This window comes from Janibacter sp. CoH_79_TC_3 (genome assembly GCF_058197955.1).
Genome location: NZ_JBXWIV010000004.1, coordinates 118,104 through 140,418 on the forward strand (window position 1 = coordinate 118,104; position 22,315 = coordinate 140,418).

Genomic DNA, 22,315 nt, shown 5'->3' on the forward strand with positions numbered 1-22,315 from the left:
TTAATCAGTGACTCAATGTGTTTAAGCCACCCAGTCAGGCGACCGCTGCCTTTTACTCTTTAATTAAAACACCCGGATTCATGCGCTGCTCAGGGTCCAAGCTTTTGAGCATATCATGGGTTACTTGAATACCGAGCTTACCTTTTTCGGCAGCAAGGTACGGGGCATGATCGCGACCAACACCATGCTGATGCGATATCGTCGCTGTACCATTGGCCAGACTTAAACTGGCGGCATGTTTGATTTTCTGCCAGCGGCTTAAGGTGCTGGCATGATCTTTAGCCGCTCTAAAGAAGTAAGTGGTATAGAGGCTAGCACCTTGCTTATAGACGTGAGAGATATGGGTAAAGGCCATTACTTCTTCGCCTTCATCTGCCAAGGAAGTCCGAACGGCTTCTTGCATCTGCTGCATCTGCTCGTCGATATGATTCCAGTTGGTTGCGGTCTCAAAGGTATCGACCATGATGCCTTTTTCCCACAAAGTGCCGCGCAAATAAGGGAATTTAAAGCGTCCATGTGCCCACACACTACCCATGATATCGGTTATTTTACCAGTGACACTATTCTGCTGCTTTAATAGCTTATTAAACTGCGTCAGCGCCAGTTTATTCTGCGCTTTATCCCCTGATACGCCATAAGTGAGCATGACTTTTTCTGAGCTGAGTCCGCGCGCTTTTAGATAAGTGCTGATGGCCATAAACTGGCTCGGCGTCGTACCCAAATGTAGATGCGCGTCAGTCTCGACAGCATTACTCAAGCGCAGCATAGATAAGCGAATATTTTTTTGCACGGCTTGTCTTAGCACTTCTTTACCCGCTTCCCAGTTGGGTAAAAAGGCGACTTTAAACAGCTCTTCTTCTGGTTGCGACTGCACACGCATTTTCACTTCGGTAAAAATACCAGCGCGACCTTCAGTGCCCATCATCATCTCGCGCAGATCAGGCCCTGCCGCTGACGCTGGAATATCAGCAATATTGAGTACCCCTTGCGGCGTCACCAACGTACCGCCAGCAAACATCTGCTCGATACGCCCGTAGCCTAAAGACTGCTGACCACTAGAGCGCGCTGCAATCCAGCCACCAAGTGTCGATAGCTCCCAAGACTGTGGATAATGTCCCAAACGATAGCCGTGTGCGTCCAGTTGTGCTTCGACTGCTGGCCCTTGTGTGCCTGCGCCAAAAGTAGCAATTTGGCTTTCGTTATCTAAATCAATAAGTTGATCCATCTTGCTCATGGCAATGGTCAATACGGGGCGTGAACCTTTTTGTGGATTGATATGGCCCGCTACTGAAGTGCCGCCGCCAAAAGGAATGACGATAAGGTCGTGCTCGCTCGCTAGCTTTAATAAGGTTTCGACATCAGTGGTCGATTCAGGAAAAGCGACGCCATCAGGAAAGACCTCAAAGTCGCCACCATGCATGGCTATCCAGTCTGGAAAGCTTTGACCACGGGCGTGTCTGAGTCTGACTTCGTTATCGATAGATACCGTATCCAGCTTAGTCAGGGCAGCAGGCAAGCGCGATTTTGGTACGGTTTTGAGTACCTGCGCCAAACTGACAGAGTTTAGTTTTTTGGTTTTACCGATGTGTGATTTGATCAGTTTTGCGCCATGTGGCGAAACTTTTTTATTAATATTGATATTGCCCCAACCATTCCAGCGCGTCTGCTCAATAGGAGTGTTGGCGGATGTATTAGCAGGTGTATTGGTGGGGTCGTTATCTTTTGAAGCCGTATCTAAAGAAATATTATCAGTATTAGTAGAGATAGCTTTTTTACGGAAAAGAGATGTGATGTTGCTCATAGGGACATACCTGTCAATTTTATATATAGTCAAACTCTATATAAATTGGACACAGGTTCAGGCGCGCAGTCTACTATCCTGTAGTAATATTACTCGTCTTCCATGTGTCCAAATTATCTTGAACCGACTATCACTGTTATTTAAGTTTGGATTTAGATCTGGTCTAAATAATTAGGACTAATTTAATTAAACACTGCTTAACGACAGATCGTTAGCTTGGGTAAACCATGCACACTCTACAGCGTTAAAGCCAAGTGCTGATAATCTGAGCATAGCACAATATAAACAAAAATTTCATATAGACTCGTCATTTGTATAATAAAAATTCATGACTTTTTGTTTGGTGGTTAATTATCAATGCTCTTTCAGGAATACTATTCTTATCACTGCGTAGTCATGCGTTAAAAAAAGTCTTGTGAAGCTGTTAAATATATTGTTGAGCTTGCTGCTTAAGTTATACGCTTATTTTCCTAATATTCAAATAACCCTAAATATCCGCTAATAACTATCAATAATTACCTATAAATACTAATAACTCGCAAAAATCATAGATAATTAACCATCTAATAGCCATTAATGCGCGCAAACTTGTTAAAATAGGGCACTAATTTTTTCTTGATGGACATCGATTTATGACCACTGCCGCTGCCACTCCTGCAATACCTACTATGCCTATAATAAAAGCAGACCGTATCTTAATCCTTGATTTTGGCTCACAATACAGCCAGCTTATCGCCCGCCGTGTACGCGATTCAGGCGTATTCTGTGAGATGTTCCCGTTTGATATCGATACTCAGCGTATCACCGATTTTGGTGCAAAAGGCATCATCTTATCTGGTGGTCCTGAGAGCGTCCATGCGGAAAACAGCCCACGCATTAACGATGCTGTATTCGACTTAGGCGTACCTGTACTTGGTATCTGCTACGGTATGCAAGCGATGGCAGATCGCTTCGGTGGTAAAGTTCACGCCAGTGATATCCATGAGTTTGGCGCCGCAACCATCAATATCGATGGCAAATCAACGCTGACTGATGGTATCGAAGACGCCGCAGCTAAGCTAAATGTATGGATGAGTCATGGCGATAAAGTGGTCGATGCGCCACAAGGTTTTGACATTGTGGCCAGTACACCAAGCTGTCCGATTGCTATCATGGCAGACGATTCGCGCCACTATTATGGTCTCCAGTTCCATCCTGAAGTCACACATACCGCGCAAGGTTCTGCGTTGCTTGGTCGTTTTGTCCATGATATCTGTGGCTGTGCTGGTAGCTGGACGCCTGATAACATCATTGATATGCGTATCAAACAGCTGAAAAAGCAAATTGGTGATAAGCAAGTATTGCTCGGTTTATCTGGCGGTGTTGACAGCTCAGTCGTCGCGGCATTGTTGCATAAAGCCATTGGCGATCAATTAACCTGTGTGTTTGTTGATACTGGCTTGCTCCGTCTGCATGAGGGCGACCAAGTGATGCAAATTTTCGCAGAAAACATGGGTGTAAAGGTCATCCGTGTCGATGCTGAAGAATTATTCTTAACCGCATTGGCTGGCGAGTCTGACCCTGAAGCCAAGCGCAAAATCATCGGTAAAACCTTTATCGATGTATTCGCTAATAGTGCTCGTGAAGTCAGTGAGCAAAGCGATGGCAAAGTGATTGAGTTCTTGGCACAAGGAACAATTTATCCTGACGTTATCGAATCAGCCAAGTCGCATCAAGGTAAAGCCCATGTGATTAAGAGCCATCATAATGTCGGCGGTTTGCCGGATGATTTGGCGTTTGAATTGGTTGAGCCGTTACGTGATTTGTTTAAAGATGAAGTGCGTAAATTGGGTATTACCCTTGGTCTACCGGCGAAGATGATTAGCCGTCATCCGTTCCCAGGACCGGGTTTGGGCGTGCGTATCTTGGGCGAAGTGACCAAAGAATTTGCTGATATTCTGCGTTCTGCTGATGCCATCTTTATGGAAGAGTTAGAGAAATCAGGCTGGTATGAGAAGACCGCGCAAGCATTTGCGGTATTCCAACCGATTAAGTCGGTCGGCGTGGTCGGTGATGGTCGCCGTTATGCGTGGGTGATTGCGTTACGTGCCGTTGAAACCGTCGACTTTATGACCGCGCGTTTTGCCCATCTGCCGTATGACTTGATTGAGACGGTATCGAATCGCATCATGAATGAAATCGCTGAGGTATCACGCGTGACTTATGATGTATCGAGCAAGCCGCCGGCTACTATTGAGTGGGAATAGGTTTTTACCTTATTTAGTCTTTAGCTGAAATAAAAAAACACTCAACTTGGTTGGGTGTTTTTTTTGGTTAATTGGTCTGATTAATTTAAATTTCTCGAAGTACATTTAAGGTAGAATCTACAAATAACAATTAATTTTTTGGATATAAAAGTGAACGAATCTTACATTTTATGTTCGAGCTGTTTTTCTAATCACGGCTTACGGATTTCAGCACAGAAGCTTGGCATAAAACACGAATCTAAATGTAATCACTGTGACCAAAGCGATGGCTACAAGCTAACAAAAAGTCTTTTAAAAGATATAGCTCACCAGTTTTTTGTTATGGGAAGTAGTATAAAGTCTGATTATGGATGTGCGCCTCGTATCCAATTTAATGAATATCAGGAAACAGATATTCTTTGTACTTATGACGTTGACAAAGATATAAAGCTTTTTGAAAAAAATCTTGGAATAGGTTTTTTCCATTATGGGCCTAGATTATGGATGCTTGGTCAAATCACACATTTAGAAGATATCCAAGATATCAATAAGAGAATGAATGTAATACATAAAATAATTAATGAATTCCCTACTTTTGAGCTTAATAGATCAAAGAAAATCTATAGGTTGAGAGTTAACCCAAGCAAACCAAATGATATAGAACAGTATGATAGCTCGCCTTATCCGGGTGAAGGTAGGCTGGACTCAAAAGACTTTAAAGTGTTTTATGCTTCACAGGATTTAGAGGTTTGTATTCATGAGTGCAGGGTAAGTGTAACTGATGAGCTATACGTCGCCACAATTAGTCCGTCTGTAAACTTGAAAATGTTAGATTTAAGTGTAGAAATTCCGGAAAATACTACTGAGTTTGAGAGTTTGAATATTACTATTATGATGCTGTCTTATGCTAGTAAACATTCCTATGAAATTTTAAGAATGCTAAGTTTGGAAGCTTATAAAAAAGGTTTTGATGGCATAATATTTCCATCTTTTTTTACGCAGGCTAGGTTAGGAAGACTTCCGTTCCCTTCTGTATATCAGAGTTTAGATAATAAGATAGATGAGTTTAAGAAGATTGAAATCTCAGGTAAAATTCCGAACATTGCGATTTTTGGAAAACCTATAGAGGATAAGAAAGTTGAAGTTTTAAGTATAAATAAATTAATTCTAAATAGAGTAGTATATGATTATTTTTTTGGTCCAGCAGATGTGAGTTAGCTTGTTGGTTTTTGATACATTATTATTTTGACTAATTTGTAATCGCAAACTGATTATTTAACAAATAACGACAGTGTTATCTACACTGCCGTTAAGCTTAATTTTCAATAGCTTATAACAGACTAAGGCTTCAACAACACCTTACCTTTCTTCTCAGCCTGCATTTTCACATCAACCGCTTTTAAGATATCTGCTAAATAAAAATCCTTTTAAAGCAAATTGATTAAAGGTTAACCCCGCACATTCACGACATAACGCCCAACCGTTTTACTCGCCATAAAGCGGTCTAAGTATTCAGGCGTTTGCTCTAGGGTGATTTCTTCGGCATAACTCTCTAGATTAGGCAGTTTCATATCGGTTGAAACGCGCTCCCAGATAGCTTCTTTATCAGCCAGTGGTATATATACCGAATCGATACCCAATAAAGAAACTGCTCTGGTGATAAAAGGCATGACCGACATCGAAAATTCAGCGCCGCCAGCTAAGCCACAACTGGTCACTGCGCCGCCAGCTTTGGTTTGTTTAAGCAAGTTTGCTAAATAATCGCCGCCGATGGTGTCAATGGCGTTTGCCCACAGCTCACGACCGACTGGTTTATTGCCGATTTCATTGATGGTATCGCGGTGACGAACTTCGCTTGCGCCAAGCTCTTTTAGATAGTCGCTTTGCTCAGGTTTACCTGAGAAGGCAATCACTTCATAGCCCAGCTGCTTTAAGATAGCAATGCTGATACTACCGACGCCGCCCGTTGCACCCGTGACCGCGACTGGTCCATCGCTTGGTTTTGCACCAATTTTTTCTAACTTTTGCACACTTAATGCTGCGGTGAGACCGCCCGTACCATATATCATCGCTTCTTTTAGTGTTAAAGAAGCTGGACATTCGACCGCCCAATTGGCAGGGATAGATATTATCTGACTTAAGCCGCCATCGGTATCCATGCCCAAGTCATAGCCAAAGACTACGACTTCTTGGCCTGCTGTAAACGTGCCAGATTTGTCGCTGACCACAACGCCTGCTGCATCAATACCGGGGGTATGTGGATATTGTTTGGTGATTCTTTTATTGCCTGATGCCGACATAGCATCTTTGAAGTTTAACGATGAATAATGCACTTTGATTAATAGGTCGTTCTCAGGTAAGTCACTGACGTGACGCTGTTGAATGCTTTTTTTAAATTCACCGTTGCTGGTTTCTTCAACGACCAAGGCTTTAAAGGTTTTATTATTAGACATTATGTTAATCCTTTTTCATTGCTTTTTTGATAGCTCTTTTATATGACTGAGTTTAAAACGAATAGTTTAAGGCTTTAACAGTACCTTACCTTTTTTGCCTGACTGTAATTTGCCATCGACTGCTTTCACGATATCAGCCAAATCAAACACCGCCTCTACAGGCAGTTTTAATTGTCCATCAACTGCTCTATCAATCAGCTCATTCACCAAACGCTGCTTATTCTTCACACTCATCTCTTGGCTAAGCTTGCTGCCCCAAAAGCCTTTCATAATGGCTTGCTTGAAAATCATATGGGTCGGATTAATGACCATAGGCTTACCTGACATCGCCCCAAACGCGGCGAATGTGCCACCATGACCCAGTAGCGATAATAAATCACCACTATTTTCACCGCCGACAGAGTCGACCGCCGCGCTGATGCTATCATCACCGATGATTTGACGGACTTGCTCTTTCCAGTCTTTATCTGAGCTGTTGATATTATTTTTAATACCGAGAGCGGCTAATTCTTTTATCGCATCTGCACTGCGTACGAGGTTAATGGTTTTTACACCGCGTGCTGCCGCTAACATCGCAAGCGATTTACCGACCGCACCATTGGCGGCATTATGAATAATCCATTGACCGCTTTCCACTTCTAAAAACTCCAGCAGCATCAAGGCACTTAGCGGCATGGCAATCAGCTGCGCAGCCATTTCATCTTCTAAGCTATCAGGAATAGGAAAAACCATATCAGCGGCGGCGACAAAGTATTCTGCCCACGTTGCTTGTACACTGGCAGCCGCTACGCGTTGCCCGACTTTTAGGTCTTTGACCTCACTACCAACCGCATCGATAACACCTAATGCTTCGCTACCGCCAATAGCCGGCATCTCAGGCTTAAAGCCATACTGACCGCGAATGGTAAGTAGGTCATGATTATGAATAGAGGCGAGAATGGTTTTGACGCGCACCTCATTGGCTTTCGGCTCAGGAATAGGGCGGTCGCCTAGGCTTAGCACTTCAGTTGGTTTGCCAAAATGCTCATAAGTTGCACTACGCATAATAAATCCTTTTTTTAATTGTTAAGTTTGTTTCAAATATTTTTTGACGAGCTAATGAATTTACAGCCATCAACAGTAGCAAACCCAGCTAACTTATCGCAATATCACTTTGGTTAATGAAAGTCATTATCTAGCGATCTTTTATTACTTAAGGAGAGGAATCAGCAGCTGACTCAGCTTTACCTTTAATAATCTGAAAATTACTATCTACCATCTTGGTTAATAACGGTTCACCTTTATCGTTGACCCGAAATAGCCCATATTGTGCTGCCTCAAAGGCCTCGCCATGACCTTCTTGGAAGAAAAATGCATTGGTCGCAAGCTGCATTGTGCCATTACGGATACGGTAATGAATAGCCATCTCATTAATGGCTAAATTTTCAGGCTGATTATTAGCAGATAAGCGTACAAACTGGCCGACGTTATGTTTGTCTAAAGCGACAATGACAAAGCCTTCTTCGTTGCTAGGATAGCTACCGGGGTCTTTGTTTAAGGCGGCAAATACGTCACGCTCTAGCGCATAGCTAAGCGTCATATAATCGCCCTGCATAAAGCCGCGCGGATCAACGGGTGCCAGTGCTAATAAGACGGTATCACCAGTCGCAAGATGGGCTTCGTATTTGATGATATTCATCGTCATCACCACCAATACGAGCGCCAATCCAAGGAGGGCAATAACAATCGTGACGGCCGGTTTTTGTAGCCAATGCGTCTTTGATGCTTCCTTAATTAAGCGTTTGGTCAAAATTTTATTGTTCATGACAGCCGCTCCTGATTGTCGTTAGCATTCGGTTTTATATTCGCAAAATAGCCTTTGATAAGCAGCCAGCGCAGCAGTAATAGCGCGATACCGATGACAAGCATGGAAGCGGATTTGACTAGGAGAGTAGTATCGAGCTGATAGTAATACCAAAAGATATAACCAACTAAAGCGATAACGCCCAGTCCTAAGAGCACGCGTTGGCTATTGGCAGTCGCGATAATGATAATTAGGCTGGTGGCCAATAAGCCTGAGACATAAATGGAGATAACGCCAAGTATTATAATCGCGGCGCTAATCAGCAGTCCTGCTGCTGATAGTAATTTGATGTGATAGCGTTTAAGAATCAGATAAGCGGCATAAAGACTGGCAAGCGTTAATAGCCCTTGGGCTAGGTAGTAGTTATAGCTAAAGGCTTCGCCGTAGTTATCAAGACTATCAAGACTATCAAGGTTATCAAAGCTATTGCCATATTCAGCAGCGATAAAATAGACGGAAATATTGAGCAAGACATAGGCGCTTGCATAGCCAATAGCACTGCTAATGTCAAAGAAGCTGGCGCGCCATTTGGTCGGGATAAATGCCGCTAGCGTATAGCGTTGTAAATGAGTAACGCTCGTTATCAATGCCAACAATCCTAAGCTTGCTTCGGATAAATGATAGTAATTTAACAGGTAAAATAGGCAGCTTAACGCTAACGTCGCGCTCAATAAACGATAGATAAAATTGGGTATTACAATAGTCATCAACAGTTGCACAAGGAGCAATAGCATTATATTGAGTGGCTCTTCAATCTCACTCGCCAGTAGGGCAAAAGCAATATAACCTTGACCTGCTAGCGTAATCGCAAAAGCTAAGCCATTCCAAAAAGGGCTATGGCGACTGCGCGCGTTATAAAATAAGAATCCGCCAATGACGCTGAATAGTGCGCCAATGATAATAACCGCCAGCGTACTATCAAGCAAACCGGTGTTATCTAACATTAAAGTCAAAAACCCGATAAAAAATAGGCTGGCCAATATACCACTCATACCAAAAAGTAAGCTGATAAACCAAGGGCTGCGCGCTGCAGATTCGGCATTATTTAAAAGCTTATCACTGACATTTTGCGTGTCGATGAGTCCCTGCTGTTGTAAGAGCAAAAGGTTATTATGTTGCTCATTATAGTTGTTATCATTATTCATCACTGTTCCCCTTAATGATAGAAGGAGCAATGTCATCGTTGTTGATACGGCCAACTTTGCGTAGCCACATGACTGCCGCCGAGCTCATGCCAATAAGCAACAAGGCTAATACTAAAAATCCAGCGGCGTCAAAATCATCTAACAGCCATTTACCGACCCAAAACATCACCACAATAATCATCGAAAACGATAGATAAGTCAGCATCAGCAAGTCAGTACGGCGTTGACGAAACTGCCAAAACATAAAGCCGCACCAACTTAACCACACTATGACAGAGATAAGCGTTGCCCAGATATTACCACTATCAAAGACCGTGACAATCGCTAGATAGGTTATAAAAAACGTAGTTAATAAACCGACGACATAAGTGCTCCAGTGCAAGCTAGATTTGGTTTGAGAGCTGTTGATTTGAGCGGTGGGTTTTTTAGGGATAATACGATGAAACAGATGGGGAGTAGAGAAAGGGGTTTTACTATCGAAGCTCATAAGCCAACTATAAAAGGCAATAAAATTAAATAGTGCAAGGATGGCTACTTGAGAGACGTTTTGCAGGCTATAGTTAATAAATTGTAGATTTGCGATATCTAAATAAAGTGCCAAACAGGCATTAACTAACCCCAACCACAGCAGCCATAGCGCAGGGAAACGCGCAATCATGACCCAAGGCGTAATCAGTATTGCCCAACCAAAGAAAAGCTGCCACGTATCAGCACCCGTTTGATAGACCTGTCCAAATAGCGCCAATAAGCTACCGGTAATGATGCTAGCAATGAGCAATAACAGCTGGCGGATAAGGGCAAATCGTTGCCGAAAAGAGAGTGCCACATAAAGCGCAATGCTAATAACCAGCGCGCCTTCAACCAAGGCAAATTTGCCTATTTTGCCCATATTTTGCCAGTTATAGGCGATAAAAAACACAAGGGATAATACCAGTGCCACCGCGCCAATAATCAGCAGCACTTTATCAAAAAAGTCTAGCCAAGTACGTTTGCTAGGATAGACTTCTAAGTGTATTGCTGCTGCCTCGGCATTTTTAAGCGGGAGGATATTTTGCTGTAGTAACTGCTCGATAGTACGCCGCGCGTGGCTCATAGTCGCCTCTGATTAAAAACAGTTTGTAGCCTATCTTAGCTGTTTTTACGCCGGCATAATGTACTAAAGTTTATAAGTTACTAGCTTTTATAACTTACTAACCTTTATAAAAGCTTTAATTAATAAAACTCGATACGGCTTAGCAGGTGCTCTTGAATTAAATAGGCGCAAATATAAGCGCTCGGCCAAGCAACCATAAAGGCATACTTCCACGAGTTAAACAGGGTAATAAAGAAGCCTTCGACAAACCCTACGTTAATCAGTAGCAGGGCCGTCGAGATAATCGTCGACATCATCAGCGCCATTAAAAAGGTGAAAATCAACCGATAGTATTTGCGCCGCGTGCGTATTCTGACGGTCGGGAATTTTGCCATAATGTTCTGTTGTCCTGCTTGATGAGAGCCACGTTTAACGGGTGTTATAAACGTGATTTTGCGATGAGAGAGGATGATATAAAGCATTGCTCATGCTTAGCGGCGATTATGATAACGCGTGATGACGGCGAGGTAAAATGGTTATTATCAATCATAAAGTTCGCCTTATTATATTGTTATCATTCAGTTTTAATGCTTCGCTGCCTTTCAGGCTTATTAAGTGAACTCTAATGCTATTTAAAATAGCTGTATTTAAAATAACCTTCTTTAAAATAACTGTATAAGGATAAGAAATGTCTGCTAATCAAAATAATGCAGCGCAACAATCAGCCAAACAATCCCCGTCCAAAACCTTATCTAAACAAAGAACACTTGGCATCATCGGTGGCATGAGTTGGGAGAGTACCGAAAGCTATTATCGACTGATAAATGAAGGCATCAAGGCTAAGTTGGGCAATTTGCATTCAGCAGATTTACTGATTCATAGCGTGGACTTTGCGCCGATTGAGGTTCTGCAAGCTAAAGGCGCGTGGGATGAGATGGGCGCAATATTAGCCAATAGCGGCAAACGTCTACAAGCGGCTGGCGCGAAAGGTTTACTTATCGCGACTAATACCATGCATAAAGTTGTCGATGATATCCAAGCCGCGACTAACCTGCCGATTATCCATATTGCCGATGTCACCGCCAAGGCGATTAAACAGCAAGGTTTCACTAAGGTTGCGCTACTTGGGACTCAGTTCACCATGACAGAGGACTTTTATAAGCAGCGCTTGATTGATGCGGGCTTGCAAGTGTTGATACCAGAAAATGACGCACGGGCAGAGGTACATCGCATTATTTATGAGGAGCTATGTCAAGGTCAGCTACTTGCTAGCTCACGCCAGTATTATCGGCAAGTGATTCAAGATTTAGCGAATAAAGGTGCAGAGGGTGTCATCTTAGGCTGCACCGAAATTGGACTGCTTATTCAGCAAGCAGACAGTCCCATTCCCGTATTTGATACCACCGCTATTCATGCCGCTGCAGCGGTGGATTTTTTATTAAGCCATTGAGATTAAACCAATTGAATTTACTATCTATAAACCACGCGATGAGCGTTTATGCTTTCTTATCATACGATGTTTCTGTAGTCGTCTTTGCAGACGTCGACGCAACCTTGTAATACGGCGTAAAGGGGATAGTTTCCACACCGTGGTTGGTAAAATATCACGAAACGAGGCACTGGTGCCGGTATGGGCGCGAAACTCCTCCGACCTTTGCGCCGCTTCTTCTGCAGGCATGTTTTTACCTTTGCGCCAGCCACCGTACAGATATAATCCCGCCCCCATCAGAGCAGTTGCTACCATGCCTGCTGGAAACGAAAGCCAAAGCGCATCGGTTCCAAGGAACGGATAAAGCCCGAAAGCAAAGCCAAGACGCACAGGATACATCGAAATCACCATGACGATGAGTGGCCAAATCACATAGCCATTAGCACGCATGGTGCCAAACAGCACTTGCGCTATACCAAAAAAGATAAAGCCCCATGTCGCCATCAACTGAATATGCCGCCCAATCGGCACTGCTGCGCTGTCACTACCAAGGAAAAGCCCTAAAATAGTGTAATCAAAAATGCTCAAAACCCCGATTATAGCGCCTGTTAATATCACATTAAAAATAAGCCCCCAGCGGGTAATTCCTGCAACCCTATGCCATTGATTGGCACCGATATTCTGTGCGACCATCGCACTGGCCGCAGCACTTAGCGCCATTGCCGGCATCTGCACGTAGGTCCAAAGCTGCTGAGTCGCGCTATAAGCGGCCGTTGTCTGTACCCCTTCACGGTTAATCAGCGACAGCATCGTCAATGCTGCTGAAGAGATAACAATCATCTGCAAGCCCATCGGCAATCCCTTTGAAAACATCGACTTTAGGATGTCTCTATCTGCACGTAGAAAACGCAGCTCTGGCAATTTAAGTGTCAGCACAGAACCACGCAGATACATGGTGACGACCATACCAATTAGCGCTAGCGTGTTGGCGACGGCGGTTGCAAACGCCGAGCCAAATATACCCCATTCAGGAAAGGGGCCTAGTCCTAAAATCAGTACCGGCGTCAAAATCAGGTCGATAATCACCGATATAATGATAAACCAAAGCGGCGTCGTAGAATCACCCGTCCCGCGTAGTGCCATCATTATCAGCGTAAAGGTTAATGTGACGGGCATCGCCACAAAAATCATCCGCAGATAGGTCAGCGCTAGATCTACCGCACTTGGCGGCGTTCCGAGCAGCTCAAGTAGCAGTGGAGCAAATATCCACCCAATTGCCGATACCAATATACTGATCGGAATAATGCTACCCAGCGCTGTTCCCATGGTTTTTTTGACTATAGTATCGTTACGGCTACCCATAGCCTGACCAATCAAAATAGTCGCCGCCATACCAAAACCGAAAACGAATGAGATCAGGATAAACATCAAGATATTGCCGTTTGCCGTCGCGGCCAGCGCTTCTTCGCCTAAAAATCGGCCTACCCAGACGGCATTAATCGAGCCGTTCAACGACTGCAGGGCCGATGAGCCAAGGGTTGGCAGGGCAAACAGCAGCATGGTTTTGGCAATCGACCCTTGGGTGAGGTCACGGCTTTTATCAGTGGAGGTAGTTATTTTACTCAATGTTTATCCTTTTGCGCCATCCAATTTGGCTGTATTTAATGACATAAAAACCCTTATTATAAATGACCTTGCTTATAGCATCTTGGTTAGACTGGTAACATTTTTTTATATAATGTATTAGGACGTGTCCTCAATTCAATCGACAGACATCTAAATGGGCTAAAAATGGCTAAATCTTGCTAAACTTCGTCAAATAGCTCGATAATATCCCGATATTAACTGCACTATTTTCCTTGTTTAGCTGCAATTTATCTCATTTTTGTCACTATTTTTAAAATGAGGACATGCCCTAATAGGCAATAGTAGTACTAAAATTAATCGATGATAAAAAATGACAACATGAAAAAAGAAACGATAGGCATGTTTGGCGGCAAATTCTTAATAGTGCATAAAGGGCATGTGCATGCGATGCGAAAGGCGGCGGCTATGGTCGATAAGCTTTACGTGATAGTGACTTATAACGTGATGTTTGAGCATGAGGTTTATTTTCATAAAAGTGAAATCGCCCCGATAGCGGTGGAGCAAAGACTGCGCTGGTGGCATGAAATTATCAAAGAGCTGGATAATGTGCACGTCTATGCAATAGAAGAAACTAATATCAATAAAAATGCTGATACTCATATCGATGCTGATACTAATGATTATGCTCATACTCATGCTAACGTTGAGCCTGACTGGGAAAGCTGTGCCGATAGCATTAAAACCTTGATAGGCAAACCCATCGATTTTATTTTTAGTTCTGAACTAAGCTATAGTGATTACTTCGATGATTTATATCCTAAAGCAAAGCATATTATCATCGACGCCGACCGTCAGCTTTATCTCATATCCGCAAGCCAGCTACGTCATGACGGCGCGATTCAGCACTGGGATATGTTGCCCGGCGCGGTACAACCTTATTTTGCCAAAGGTGTTGTTATCGTTGGTACGGAAAGTACGTGCAAGACCACATTAGCGAAAGATTTAGCCTATCATTATGATACTTGCTATGTCGAAGAAGCAGGGCGCAAGTTTTATGAGGAAATTAACGCTGAAATCGTCTTGCTTGAGGATTTTGCACAGATTGCTTATGAGCATAAATATCATGAGAGGCAAGCTAGAAAAGCGGCAAACAAGATATATTTCGTTGATACAGAAGCGATTACGACCCAGTTTTTTTCGATGGCTTATCTTGATGTAAGACAAAGCGTACTTGATGAAATCGCCAAACTGCAAGCTTATGACTTGTGGCTGTTTTTGGAGGCGGATATTGAGTGGGTCGCTGATGGGTTAAGGTCTTTTGGTGATACGCAAGTTCGCGATCAAAACAATCAATTACTAAAATCTTTATTAAATGAGTTTGGGGTGCGCTATCACATTATCAGCGGCAACTATGATGAAAGGTATAAAGCATCGCTTAAATATGTTGATAAATTATTGACCCAGTAACCTAGTTATTAATATTCTTATGCTAAGATTGCGATTTTAAGCGTCTTTAACTTCTAACCTTTTCTACCTATACTCACCAACTATCACAAGGATGTTTCGATGCTCTTAAAACGCCTAGCTCTTGCCGCGCTTTTTAGTCTTTCTATGGTCGGTTGTACCACCGCGCCCAATGCGTTAGCGGTCAATACCACGCAAAAGATTATTCAGTATGAGCGTAACAAGTCTGATTTAGAAATCAAATCGTTAACACTAGCTTCAGGCGATAAGATGGTCTATGCAGAAAACGGCAATGTCGCGGGCGAGCCGTTATTACTTATTCATGGCTTTGGCGGTAATAAGGATAACTTTACCCGTATCGCGCGTCAGTTAGAAGGCTATCATCTGATCATTCCTGATTTGCTTGGTTTTGGTGAGTCTAGCAAACCGCTGACTGCGGATTATCGCTCGGAGGCGCAAGCGACGCGCTTGCATGAATTGCTGCAAGCTAAGGGGTTAGCGAATGGTATTCATGTCGGCGGCAATTCGATGGGCGGCGCTATCAGTGTGGCTTATGCGGCGAAGTATCCCAAAGACGTCAAAAGTTTATGGCTCGTCGATAGCGCAGGTTTTTGGTCGGCTGGCATTCCTAAGTCGTTAGAAGGCGCAACGTTAGAGAACAATCCGCTGTTGATTAAGAGCAATGAAGACTTCTATAAGATGTATGACTTCGTTATGTATAAGCCGCCTTATCTGCCAAAATCAGTTAAAGCGGTGTTTGCCCAAGAGCGTATCGCCAATAAAGAGCTGGACGCCAAAATCTTGGAACAAATCGTCACCGATAATGTCGAAGAGCGCGCCAAAATCATCGCACAATATAAAATTCCGACGTTAGTGGTATGGGGTGATAAAGATCAGATCATCAAACCTGAAACGGTCAATCTTATAAAACAAATCATCCCGCAAGCACAAGTGATTATGATGGAAGATGTCGGTCATGTACCGATGGTTGAAGCGCTGGATGAAACGGCAGATAATTATAAGGCGTTTAGAAGTATATTAGAGGCGCAGCGCTAGAGATTGGTTGAAAGTCATTATTTTAAAATCAAAAAAGAAACACTAGATACGTTGGTGTTTCTTTTTTTTGGCTACAAGATATTAACGACGTCGATCAAACTATAAATCTTTGACCAGTCGCTCGAGCAATTCAAGCGTACTTTCTTGTCTGACTAAAGCTACCCCTTGTCCTGCCCATAAAGACTGATGTTCTGCATCTAGGTTGTTTTTTGCATGGGCGCGCAAGTTTTTGGTCATGGCATTTAATTGTGGGTAGGACGGTAGTTCATGTGCGTTTTCAAACTGGTCAAAGTCACGCAGATAATCGTTTAACAAACCGCGTGCTTGCTTACCTGAAAACAGCCGCGTCAAACGTGTCTCGCTACTACGCTTACCCAGACCGGCATCAAGTAACGCCTGTTTATAAGTGTCATTAATACCGCATGTATCAGTGGTCAAAAAAGCCGTACCTATTTGCGCAAGCTCGGCACCGGCGGTTTGAACAGCTTTAATCGCTTGTCCCGTCATAATGCCGCCCGCTGCAATCAAAGGAACATCGGTGCACGCTCGCGTTTGACTAATCAGCGTCAATAAACCTAGTGGATCGTTCGCGCTTTGCGGCAACCAACCACCGCGATGGCCGCCAGCTTCTGATCCCTGAATGCATACAGCATCGACGCCAATCTCCGCCCATGCTTTCGCTTCCAATGGATGATTGGCAGTGCCGATGACGCGCGTACCCAAATCCTTTAAACCCTGCACCTGCTCGGCACTGATAATGCCAAAGGTAAAACTGGCGATAGGAACCGGGTTGTCATAAAGTACTTGTAGCTGCTCTGCAAAGCTTAGCGCGGGACGTTCAGGTAGCGCTATGTCTATATTATTTTTCTCATAATACTCGTTTAACCAAGCAGGAATTGCGCTATCTAATGTATCCGAATCGTGCTCGGATAACACCATTAGATTGATCATAAAGGGGCGGTTGGTGAGTGATTTAAGGGTATTAATGTGCTCATTTAAAACCTTTGGCGCCGTCGTACCTCCTCCCAATGAACCCAATCCACCAAAGTTACTCACCGTCGCTGCCAGCTCAGGCGTGGTCGCCCCTGCCATTGGCGCTTGAACGATAGGGTAGGTTAAATCAAAGGTCTTAAGTAAGGTCATGACTGGCGTCCTTTTTGTTTTATTAGGAGATTTGCATGACTTACTTTAACAAAGCTAGACGACGTACGTGTGAGATAATGTGTATTTAGTTGCTGAATAGAAGCGTGGGCTTTGGCTTTGGATGTGTAGTTAAGTAAATAGCAACAATCTAATTTAACTTAAAGTTATAATATGTTCACTGAACAATGACTGGGTCAGCAAAATGAGTGGGCTACAAAAATATAGTTTTCATGGTATTTACGATCTAATTAATCTTGTTGAAGAACATATAAACCTAGAGACGGAGTTCTGGAACTATAACGAAGATTACTTTATAGAGCACTCAGCTAAATTTAGTAAAGATACGTTATTGCATCAGTACATTGTAATTACAGCATTCAATTTTTATGGACGTGATTTCAGAAAAAATGGATATTATTATGACGATGAAAATCTATTAGATTGGTATGAGAAGTTTGACACTTATAATATTAATATTTCAAAAATAGTGGAAGATGAGAATAGAGAGGATTCAGGGGCATATGAATGGTTTTTAGAGAATGAAGAGAAATTTTGTGATTTATTCTCTGAAATGTCTGAAGAGGCTTTTTATGTTTTATTTAATAATAGGAAGCTTCTTTTGAATTTCAATAAGATAGTTTCTAATCATATCTATGAAAAGAACTTAATTTACCCTAGTGAATACATGACTGAGAAAGGAACTATCAAGAGATGTCATATACCAGTATGGGTGAAAAAGGCTGTCTTTCACAGAGATAAGGGCAGATGTGTATTTTGTAATACGGATTTAACAAACTTAATTAACAGCTATAAAAAAAGTAATTTTGATCATATTGTCCCTTTAGATATGTATGGCGTTAATGATCCTTGTAATATTCAGCTAACTTGTGAAACCTGTAATAAGTCTAAAAGCAATATAGAGATTACCACTTCACAAAGATATTTTTCATGGTGGTAAAGAGATTATTAAAAGTAACAAAGATGCTTAGATAAGCTTTATCTGTTAGCTTGCTTTTGAAAAAATTAGAAGGAAGCCCTGGAGTAAGGCTCCCTTTTAGTAATAAAGCTATCTTGTTTAACTGCTATTACTAATTCAACTGCAATGACCCTTTCGCATTCATTAGCAGCTCAACCACATCATCACCACTGATGACAGTGAAGCGCTTATCAATCGCTGATTCTTCGACGCCATTGTGTTTCATACACGCGCCGCAGACCAATACCTGACCACCTTTTTCGATAAAGGCTTCCAGTAATTCGCCCGCAGGTTCAAATGGCGCGCCAATATTGACGTCATCCAATGCGTTTGGTAATGCCAAATGTACCGCATCTACCATCAAAATCACGGATGCAGAGTGACCTTTCTTCAGGGCAATTCCTGCCATAGTAAAAGCTAAGGTGATTTTGCTTGGGTTTGAGTCGCTATTATCAAATAGTGTTCCGACGTAATCCGTATTATTAACCATTTTATTTTCCTTATTAGACTGTTTTTAATTAGCTTGTTTCTAATGAGACTTTTTTCTAACTAGATATTATTCAGTTGAGTATAGAACTCACTACTATCCTAACATTTAATATATTTATTTATATAATGTATTGTTAGTAAATAGTAGCTATAAGGTTACTTGGATGTGAAGCGCTGCTTATGACTTACGAAAACCGTTGAGTTATTGGCCTTAAGCTTGCGGTGGCCACGGACGGTCGGCATCACTGATAATCCATTCTGCCACATAGCCGCTCGGTGGTAGCTGCCAATCGGCCTGATCTAACGCCGCTAAGACACGCGAGGTTTCGATAACTTTACCGCCTTCGGTAACGCCGGTGCGTAGTAGGGCAGACGAGCAAGGCTTGCCTTTAACCCACATAGACTGTTCGATATATATCCAGCGCTCATCGAAGCCGACGATTTTGGTCTTCATGGTGACTTTTTCAAAAGCACGAATGCGTTTGCGATATTGGATGGTACTACCAGCGACCACCAAACCCCAACGCTGCTTGAGCAGTTGTCTGCCAAGTCCGCTCCGTACCGCAAAATCGGTACGTCCCATATCATAAAGCGTCAGCACGCGACCATTATTCATCTCCAAGAAATTATCAATGTCCGTCAAACGACAGCGAAAGGTAATCTCACTGGTATCTTTAAACGTTAAGGTATTGCCCTTTTTTACTTGTAGCGCGGCGTGGGCGATGGTGCTGGCATAACGGATAAATGGATACATGGCGCAATCTCAAAGGAGTAAGGTTTAAGGTTCGAATAATATAATTAGGGTTTAGCAGATTAGCAAATCTCATTATCAATCGCTAGACACGACGCCAATAGACTCGAAATAAGCACTAACCGTTTCGGGTAACCAATTGATATCAAATCTTGATTTTTTATAAAGATGAGGAGATTTGTCTTTATCAGCGTTATAACGAATAAAGCCCACGTGTCCGCCATGCTCAGTGTTTAAAATAGTGACGCTGTCAGAGACATCGTTTGGCGTAGCGGTAAAACCAAGGAAAGGATCGTCTTTGGCGCTAATTAATAATAAAGGTTTGGTCACTTTTATCAAATAGGGCAATGCTGATGAGGAGTGATAATAATGATTGTTAGAGCGATAGCCATGACGAGGGGCGGTAAAGATATCATCAAAGTCGCTGATACGATTGACCGCTTTGATAGAGTCGATCTCATCCTTGGTAATGTCATTCGCCAACGCTTTTTTGATAATGGGATTAAGCAGATACGGCGTATAAATACGATGACTCAAAAAGCTATGCATACTAAGCGCCGCGGACGACATATCGACAGGCGCAGAAATCACCGCCGCGCCATCACAGAGCGCTTTATCGCCATATTCACCCATATATTTCGCCAGTGCATTGCCGCCTAAGGACACGCCTACCGCATAAATATGCGCGTAATTTTCACGCAAATTCTCTAGCATATGATGCAACTCGCCAGTGTCACCAGCGTTATAAAACACGCGACCACTCGCAGGAATACCGCCGCAGCTGCGAAAGTGCGCCACCACAAAGTGCCAGCCTTGCGCATGCATCTGATACGCCAAAGCACGGGCGTAATGGCTGTCGCTACTGCCTTCCATACCGTGAAATAGCACGATTAATGGCGTTTGCTCAAGCTCGCCATTATCTGCTGCTTTTATAGACTGGGCGTCATAAAAGTCATAAGCAATATCACTTTCATCCAAGGAGTCTTTTTCGACCACGCGGCGATAAGTTGGCGTTTTTGGGGCAAAAAATTTCGGTAAGATACTTTGTAGGTGCGGGTTGCTTAGCCAAAAGGGCGGTTTAAAAGAGGTAGGTGAAAAGTTTTTATGTGCTTTCGATGTTGGCATAAAGGTTTCTTATTTAATGGTTATATGGATTATCGTTAAAATCGTCTTTAACAATCAATGCCTTATCATACCGACGGACGTGGTTAAAACCAATGCTTTTCAGTGAACGTATGGTTACTCAAATCAATGCTAATAAAAACCATGTTATTCAAAACAATGCTACTAAAAATCATGTTAGAAATAGATAATTAAAAATACTTATTTCTTACGACTTGTCTAAGACGCGCCCATCCATCGCCAGCCGTTCTTTTAAACGATCTATATCTGCTTCAGCAAGCGTCACGGTCAATGTCACTTGTTTACTATAATTCACGTCATCGATACGACCATGTAAACTTTCGACCACGTAGCGACATTGCGCTTCAGTGGCAAACTCAGCGAGTATTTGCACTTGCGCCATTGGTACATAGGGTAGCAGAACCATTTCATCGACTGCCGCCTGCGCTGAGCCTGCATAGGCGCGAGTGAGACCGCCCGCACCGAGTTTGATACCGCCAAAATAACGCACCACGATGATAATGACGTTACCGATGGATTTATGCTGTAAGACATTTAATATCGGTCGTCCTGCCGTGCCATTCGGTTCGCCATCGTCGTCAAAGCCAGCACTGGTGGTGTTATTGGGATCACCAATGATATACGCCCAACAGTGATGGCGCGCATCGGCATATTGTTGACGTAATTGTTCCACGTGAAACATTGCTTGCTCACGCGAGGTCACCGGATAAGCATAGGCAATAAACTCAGATTTTTTAATTTCTAAGCGTGCGGTGACAGCATGTTTTAGCGTTTGATAGCTCATATTTCATCAGGTCTAGGTTGGATATGGTAAACTTACTTAACTTTCACTGTTGTCCGTATTTGGCGCAGTGTTCATTTAATTTTTTATTATAGTACCACTTCTTATCAGTGAAGATAGCGCACAAGCTCAGTATGAGTGCTTGTGTCGTTAGACGCTAAGGTAGAGTAGGTATCATAAAACGGATGGTAGTAAATAGTATGCGTCTAGATAAATTTCTGAGTAAAGCCACTGAGCTGTCGCGCAAAGAATCAAAAAAGATTCTGCACGCCGGTGAAGTGACGCTAAATGATACTGTGGTCAAGGACCCAGGGCTGCACGTCGATATCGTCAACGATGAAGTAATGTGGGCAGGCGAGCCGTTGTCAGTTGCTGCGGGTAATCGTTATATTCTGCTGCATAAGCCTGAAGGCTTTGAATGTACTTTAAAAGTCAAAGAACATCCTATCGTTACTGAGCTGATTGCCGTACCAGAGCTTGGTAGTTTACGTATTGCAGGTCGCCTCGATGTCGATACCACGGGTGCGTTGCTTATCAGTGATGATGGCAAATGGTTGCACCGTGTGACCAGCCCTAAACATGAGCATGCCAAGATTTATGAGCTGACCTTAGCTGAGGCGATGGATAGCGACGCGCAAGCCAATGCCGTTAAAGAAGTGGCTGAAGGTATCTTGTTAGAAGGCGAGCACGAAGAAACCAAGCCCGCCATTCTTGAATTCATCGATGAAACCCATGCGCGTTTAACCTTAGAGCAGGGTAAATACCATCAAGTAAAGCGCATGATGGGCTACTTTGGCAATCGAGTGACTGAGCTGCACCGTGCCAGTATTGGTCATATTACTTTAGACGGTTTGGATAAAGGCGACAGTCGTTTCCTAACACCAGAAGAAGTGGCTAAGTTCTAAACTTAAGCTGTGCTAAATCCTAAGATGAGCCACTAAAATATTTTCCAAAATG

20 protein-coding genes are annotated in these 22,315 nt (G+C 43.0%); 7 read left to right on the plus strand and 13 right to left on the minus strand.

What is annotated here, in order from left to right; all coding sequences use genetic code 11:
• Positions 1 to 52: 52 nt before the first annotated feature.
• Entirely contained in the window at positions 53 to 1,801 is a 1,749-nt protein-coding gene (locus tag AC2FA3_RS05665) for an FAD-binding oxidoreductase (RefSeq protein ID WP_490508710.1), read from the minus strand.
• 632 nt (positions 1,802 to 2,433) lie between these two features.
• On the opposite strand from AC2FA3_RS05665, the gene guaA reads away from it, so the two are divergent.
• Positions 2,434 to 4,047, plus strand: coding sequence for a glutamine-hydrolyzing GMP synthase (gene guaA, locus AC2FA3_RS05670; protein ID WP_490508711.1), 1,614 nt, complete (start codon positions 2,434 to 2,436; stop codon positions 4,045 to 4,047).
• A 150-nt stretch (positions 4,048 to 4,197) separates the two neighbouring features.
• Positions 4,198 to 5,244, plus strand: coding sequence for an RES family NAD+ phosphorylase (locus AC2FA3_RS05675; RefSeq protein ID WP_490508712.1), 1,047 nt, complete (start codon positions 4,198 to 4,200; stop codon positions 5,242 to 5,244).
• Positions 5,245 to 5,474: 230 nt separating this feature from the next.
• Here the strand turns inward: AC2FA3_RS05675 and AC2FA3_RS05680 are convergent, their stop codons facing one another.
• The 6 genes from AC2FA3_RS05680 to AC2FA3_RS05705 all read right to left on the minus strand — a co-directional run bounded on the left by AC2FA3_RS05680 (position 5,475) and on the right by AC2FA3_RS05705 (position 11,021).
• Positions 5,475 to 6,479 carry a YhdH/YhfP family quinone oxidoreductase gene (locus AC2FA3_RS05680; protein WP_490508713.1) on the minus strand — a complete coding sequence of 335 codons (1,005 nt, stop codon included), beginning with the start codon at positions 6,477 to 6,479 and terminating at the stop codon, positions 5,475 to 5,477.
• A gap of 66 nt (positions 6,480 to 6,545) precedes the next feature.
• On the minus strand, positions 6,546 to 7,523 hold the full coding sequence (locus AC2FA3_RS05685) for a zinc-binding dehydrogenase (protein WP_490508714.1): 978 nt from the start codon (positions 7,521 to 7,523) through the stop codon (positions 6,546 to 6,548).
• A 148-nt stretch (positions 7,524 to 7,671) separates the two neighbouring features.
• Complete coding sequence (locus AC2FA3_RS05690) at positions 7,672 to 8,283, minus strand: GDYXXLXY domain-containing protein (protein ID WP_490508715.1); 612 nt, start codon at positions 8,281 to 8,283, stop codon at positions 7,672 to 7,674.
• On the minus strand, positions 8,280 to 9,467 hold the full coding sequence (locus AC2FA3_RS05695) for a DUF4401 domain-containing protein (RefSeq protein WP_490508716.1): 1,188 nt from the start codon (positions 9,465 to 9,467) through the stop codon (positions 8,280 to 8,282). The genes AC2FA3_RS05690 and AC2FA3_RS05695 overlap by 4 nt, the downstream gene beginning before the upstream one ends.
• Positions 9,460 to 10,560: a DUF2157 domain-containing protein gene (locus tag AC2FA3_RS05700; protein ID WP_490508717.1), complete on the minus strand. Its 1,101-nt coding sequence runs from the start codon at positions 10,558 to 10,560 to the stop codon at positions 9,460 to 9,462. The genes AC2FA3_RS05695 and AC2FA3_RS05700 overlap by 8 nt, the downstream gene beginning before the upstream one ends.
• A gap of 119 nt (positions 10,561 to 10,679) precedes the next feature.
• Positions 10,680 to 11,021, minus strand: coding sequence for a DUF2798 domain-containing protein (locus AC2FA3_RS05705; RefSeq protein ID WP_490508718.1), 342 nt, complete (start codon positions 11,019 to 11,021; stop codon positions 10,680 to 10,682).
• A gap of 206 nt (positions 11,022 to 11,227) precedes the next feature.
• Between AC2FA3_RS05705 and AC2FA3_RS05710 the strand changes: the two genes are divergently transcribed.
• A complete protein-coding gene (locus AC2FA3_RS05710; RefSeq protein ID WP_490508719.1) occupies positions 11,228 to 11,989 on the plus strand; it encodes an aspartate/glutamate racemase family protein in 762 nt (253 codons plus the stop codon).
• 24 nt (positions 11,990 to 12,013) lie between these two features.
• Here the strand turns inward: AC2FA3_RS05710 and AC2FA3_RS05715 are convergent, their stop codons facing one another.
• Positions 12,014 to 13,594: an MATE family efflux transporter gene (locus tag AC2FA3_RS05715; protein ID WP_490508720.1), complete on the minus strand. Its 1,581-nt coding sequence runs from the start codon at positions 13,592 to 13,594 to the stop codon at positions 12,014 to 12,016.
• Between the two features lie 339 nt (positions 13,595 to 13,933).
• Between AC2FA3_RS05715 and nadR the strand changes: the two genes are divergently transcribed.
• Positions 13,934 to 15,022, plus strand: a complete 1,089-nt coding sequence (gene nadR, locus AC2FA3_RS05720) for a multifunctional transcriptional regulator/nicotinamide-nucleotide adenylyltransferase/ribosylnicotinamide kinase NadR (protein WP_490508721.1) — start codon at positions 13,934 to 13,936, stop codon at positions 15,020 to 15,022.
• 99 nt (positions 15,023 to 15,121) lie between these two features.
• Positions 15,122 to 16,075, plus strand: coding sequence for an alpha/beta hydrolase (locus AC2FA3_RS05725; RefSeq protein ID WP_490508722.1), 954 nt, complete (start codon positions 15,122 to 15,124; stop codon positions 16,073 to 16,075).
• 99 nt (positions 16,076 to 16,174) lie between these two features.
• Here the strand turns inward: AC2FA3_RS05725 and AC2FA3_RS05730 are convergent, their stop codons facing one another.
• Positions 16,175 to 17,218 carry an NAD(P)H-dependent flavin oxidoreductase gene (locus AC2FA3_RS05730; protein WP_490508723.1) on the minus strand — a complete coding sequence of 348 codons (1,044 nt, stop codon included), beginning with the start codon at positions 17,216 to 17,218 and terminating at the stop codon, positions 16,175 to 16,177.
• A gap of 202 nt (positions 17,219 to 17,420) precedes the next feature.
• On the opposite strand from AC2FA3_RS05730, the gene AC2FA3_RS05735 reads away from it, so the two are divergent.
• Positions 17,421 to 18,176, plus strand: a complete 756-nt coding sequence (locus AC2FA3_RS05735; RefSeq protein ID WP_490508724.1) for an HNH endonuclease — start codon at positions 17,421 to 17,423, stop codon at positions 18,174 to 18,176.
• Positions 18,177 to 18,306: 130 nt separating this feature from the next.
• Here the strand turns inward: AC2FA3_RS05735 and AC2FA3_RS05740 are convergent, their stop codons facing one another.
• From AC2FA3_RS05740 to AC2FA3_RS05755, 4 genes are all read right to left on the minus strand, one after another.
• Positions 18,307 to 18,684, minus strand: a complete 378-nt coding sequence (locus AC2FA3_RS05740) for a DsrE family protein (protein WP_490508725.1) — start codon at positions 18,682 to 18,684, stop codon at positions 18,307 to 18,309.
• Between the two features lie 210 nt (positions 18,685 to 18,894).
• Positions 18,895 to 19,437, minus strand: a complete 543-nt coding sequence (locus tag AC2FA3_RS05745; RefSeq protein ID WP_490508726.1) for an acyl-CoA thioesterase — start codon at positions 19,435 to 19,437, stop codon at positions 18,895 to 18,897.
• 75 nt (positions 19,438 to 19,512) lie between these two features.
• On the minus strand, positions 19,513 to 20,559 hold the full coding sequence (locus AC2FA3_RS05750; protein ID WP_490508727.1) for a YheT family hydrolase: 1,047 nt from the start codon (positions 20,557 to 20,559) through the stop codon (positions 19,513 to 19,515).
• A gap of 205 nt (positions 20,560 to 20,764) precedes the next feature.
• Positions 20,765 to 21,361, minus strand: coding sequence for a YigZ family protein (locus tag AC2FA3_RS05755; RefSeq protein WP_490508728.1), 597 nt, complete (start codon positions 21,359 to 21,361; stop codon positions 20,765 to 20,767).
• A 197-nt stretch (positions 21,362 to 21,558) separates the two neighbouring features.
• Between AC2FA3_RS05755 and AC2FA3_RS05760 the strand changes: the two genes are divergently transcribed.
• Positions 21,559 to 22,263: a pseudouridine synthase gene (locus tag AC2FA3_RS05760; RefSeq protein ID WP_201611482.1), complete on the plus strand. Its 705-nt coding sequence runs from the start codon at positions 21,559 to 21,561 to the stop codon at positions 22,261 to 22,263.
• The last annotated feature ends 52 nt before the right edge of the window (positions 22,264 to 22,315 follow it).

Bases quoted from the DNA above. Each gene is read 5' to 3' on its own strand.
- AC2FA3_RS05665 (WP_490508710.1), bottom strand. From the start codon at position 1,801: ATGAGCAACATCACATCTCTTTTCCGTAAAAAAGCTATCTCTACTAAT.
- guaA (WP_490508711.1), top strand. From the start codon at position 2,434: ATGACCACTGCCGCTGCCACTCCTGCAATACCTACTATGCCTATAATA.
- AC2FA3_RS05680 (WP_490508713.1), bottom strand. From the start codon at position 6,479: ATGTCTAATAATAAAACCTTTAAAGCCTTGGTCGTTGAAGAAACCAGC.
- AC2FA3_RS05685 (WP_490508714.1), bottom strand. From the start codon at position 7,523: ATGCGTAGTGCAACTTATGAGCATTTTGGCAAACCAACTGAAGTGCTA.
- AC2FA3_RS05690 (WP_490508715.1), bottom strand. From the start codon at position 8,283: ATGAACAATAAAATTTTGACCAAACGCTTAATTAAGGAAGCATCAAAG.
- AC2FA3_RS05695 (WP_490508716.1), bottom strand. From the start codon at position 9,467: ATGAATAATGATAACAACTATAATGAGCAACATAATAACCTTTTGCTC.
- AC2FA3_RS05700 (WP_490508717.1), bottom strand. From the start codon at position 10,560: ATGAGCCACGCGCGGCGTACTATCGAGCAGTTACTACAGCAAAATATC.
- AC2FA3_RS05705 (WP_490508718.1), bottom strand. From the start codon at position 11,021: ATGCTTTATATCATCCTCTCTCATCGCAAAATCACGTTTATAACACCC.
- AC2FA3_RS05710 (WP_490508719.1), top strand. From the start codon at position 11,228: ATGTCTGCTAATCAAAATAATGCAGCGCAACAATCAGCCAAACAATCC.
- nadR (WP_490508721.1), top strand. From the start codon at position 13,934: ATGAAAAAAGAAACGATAGGCATGTTTGGCGGCAAATTCTTAATAGTG.
- AC2FA3_RS05725 (WP_490508722.1), top strand. From the start codon at position 15,122: ATGCTCTTAAAACGCCTAGCTCTTGCCGCGCTTTTTAGTCTTTCTATG.
- AC2FA3_RS05730 (WP_490508723.1), bottom strand. From the start codon at position 17,218: ATGACCTTACTTAAGACCTTTGATTTAACCTACCCTATCGTTCAAGCG.
- AC2FA3_RS05735 (WP_490508724.1), top strand. From the start codon at position 17,421: ATGAGTGGGCTACAAAAATATAGTTTTCATGGTATTTACGATCTAATT.
- AC2FA3_RS05740 (WP_490508725.1), bottom strand. From the start codon at position 18,684: ATGGTTAATAATACGGATTACGTCGGAACACTATTTGATAATAGCGAC.
- AC2FA3_RS05745 (WP_490508726.1), bottom strand. From the start codon at position 19,437: ATGTATCCATTTATCCGTTATGCCAGCACCATCGCCCACGCCGCGCTA.
- AC2FA3_RS05750 (WP_490508727.1), bottom strand. From the start codon at position 20,559: ATGCCAACATCGAAAGCACATAAAAACTTTTCACCTACCTCTTTTAAA.
- AC2FA3_RS05755 (WP_490508728.1), bottom strand. From the start codon at position 21,361: ATGAGCTATCAAACGCTAAAACATGCTGTCACCGCACGCTTAGAAATT.
- AC2FA3_RS05760 (WP_201611482.1), top strand. From the start codon at position 21,559: ATGCGTCTAGATAAATTTCTGAGTAAAGCCACTGAGCTGTCGCGCAAA.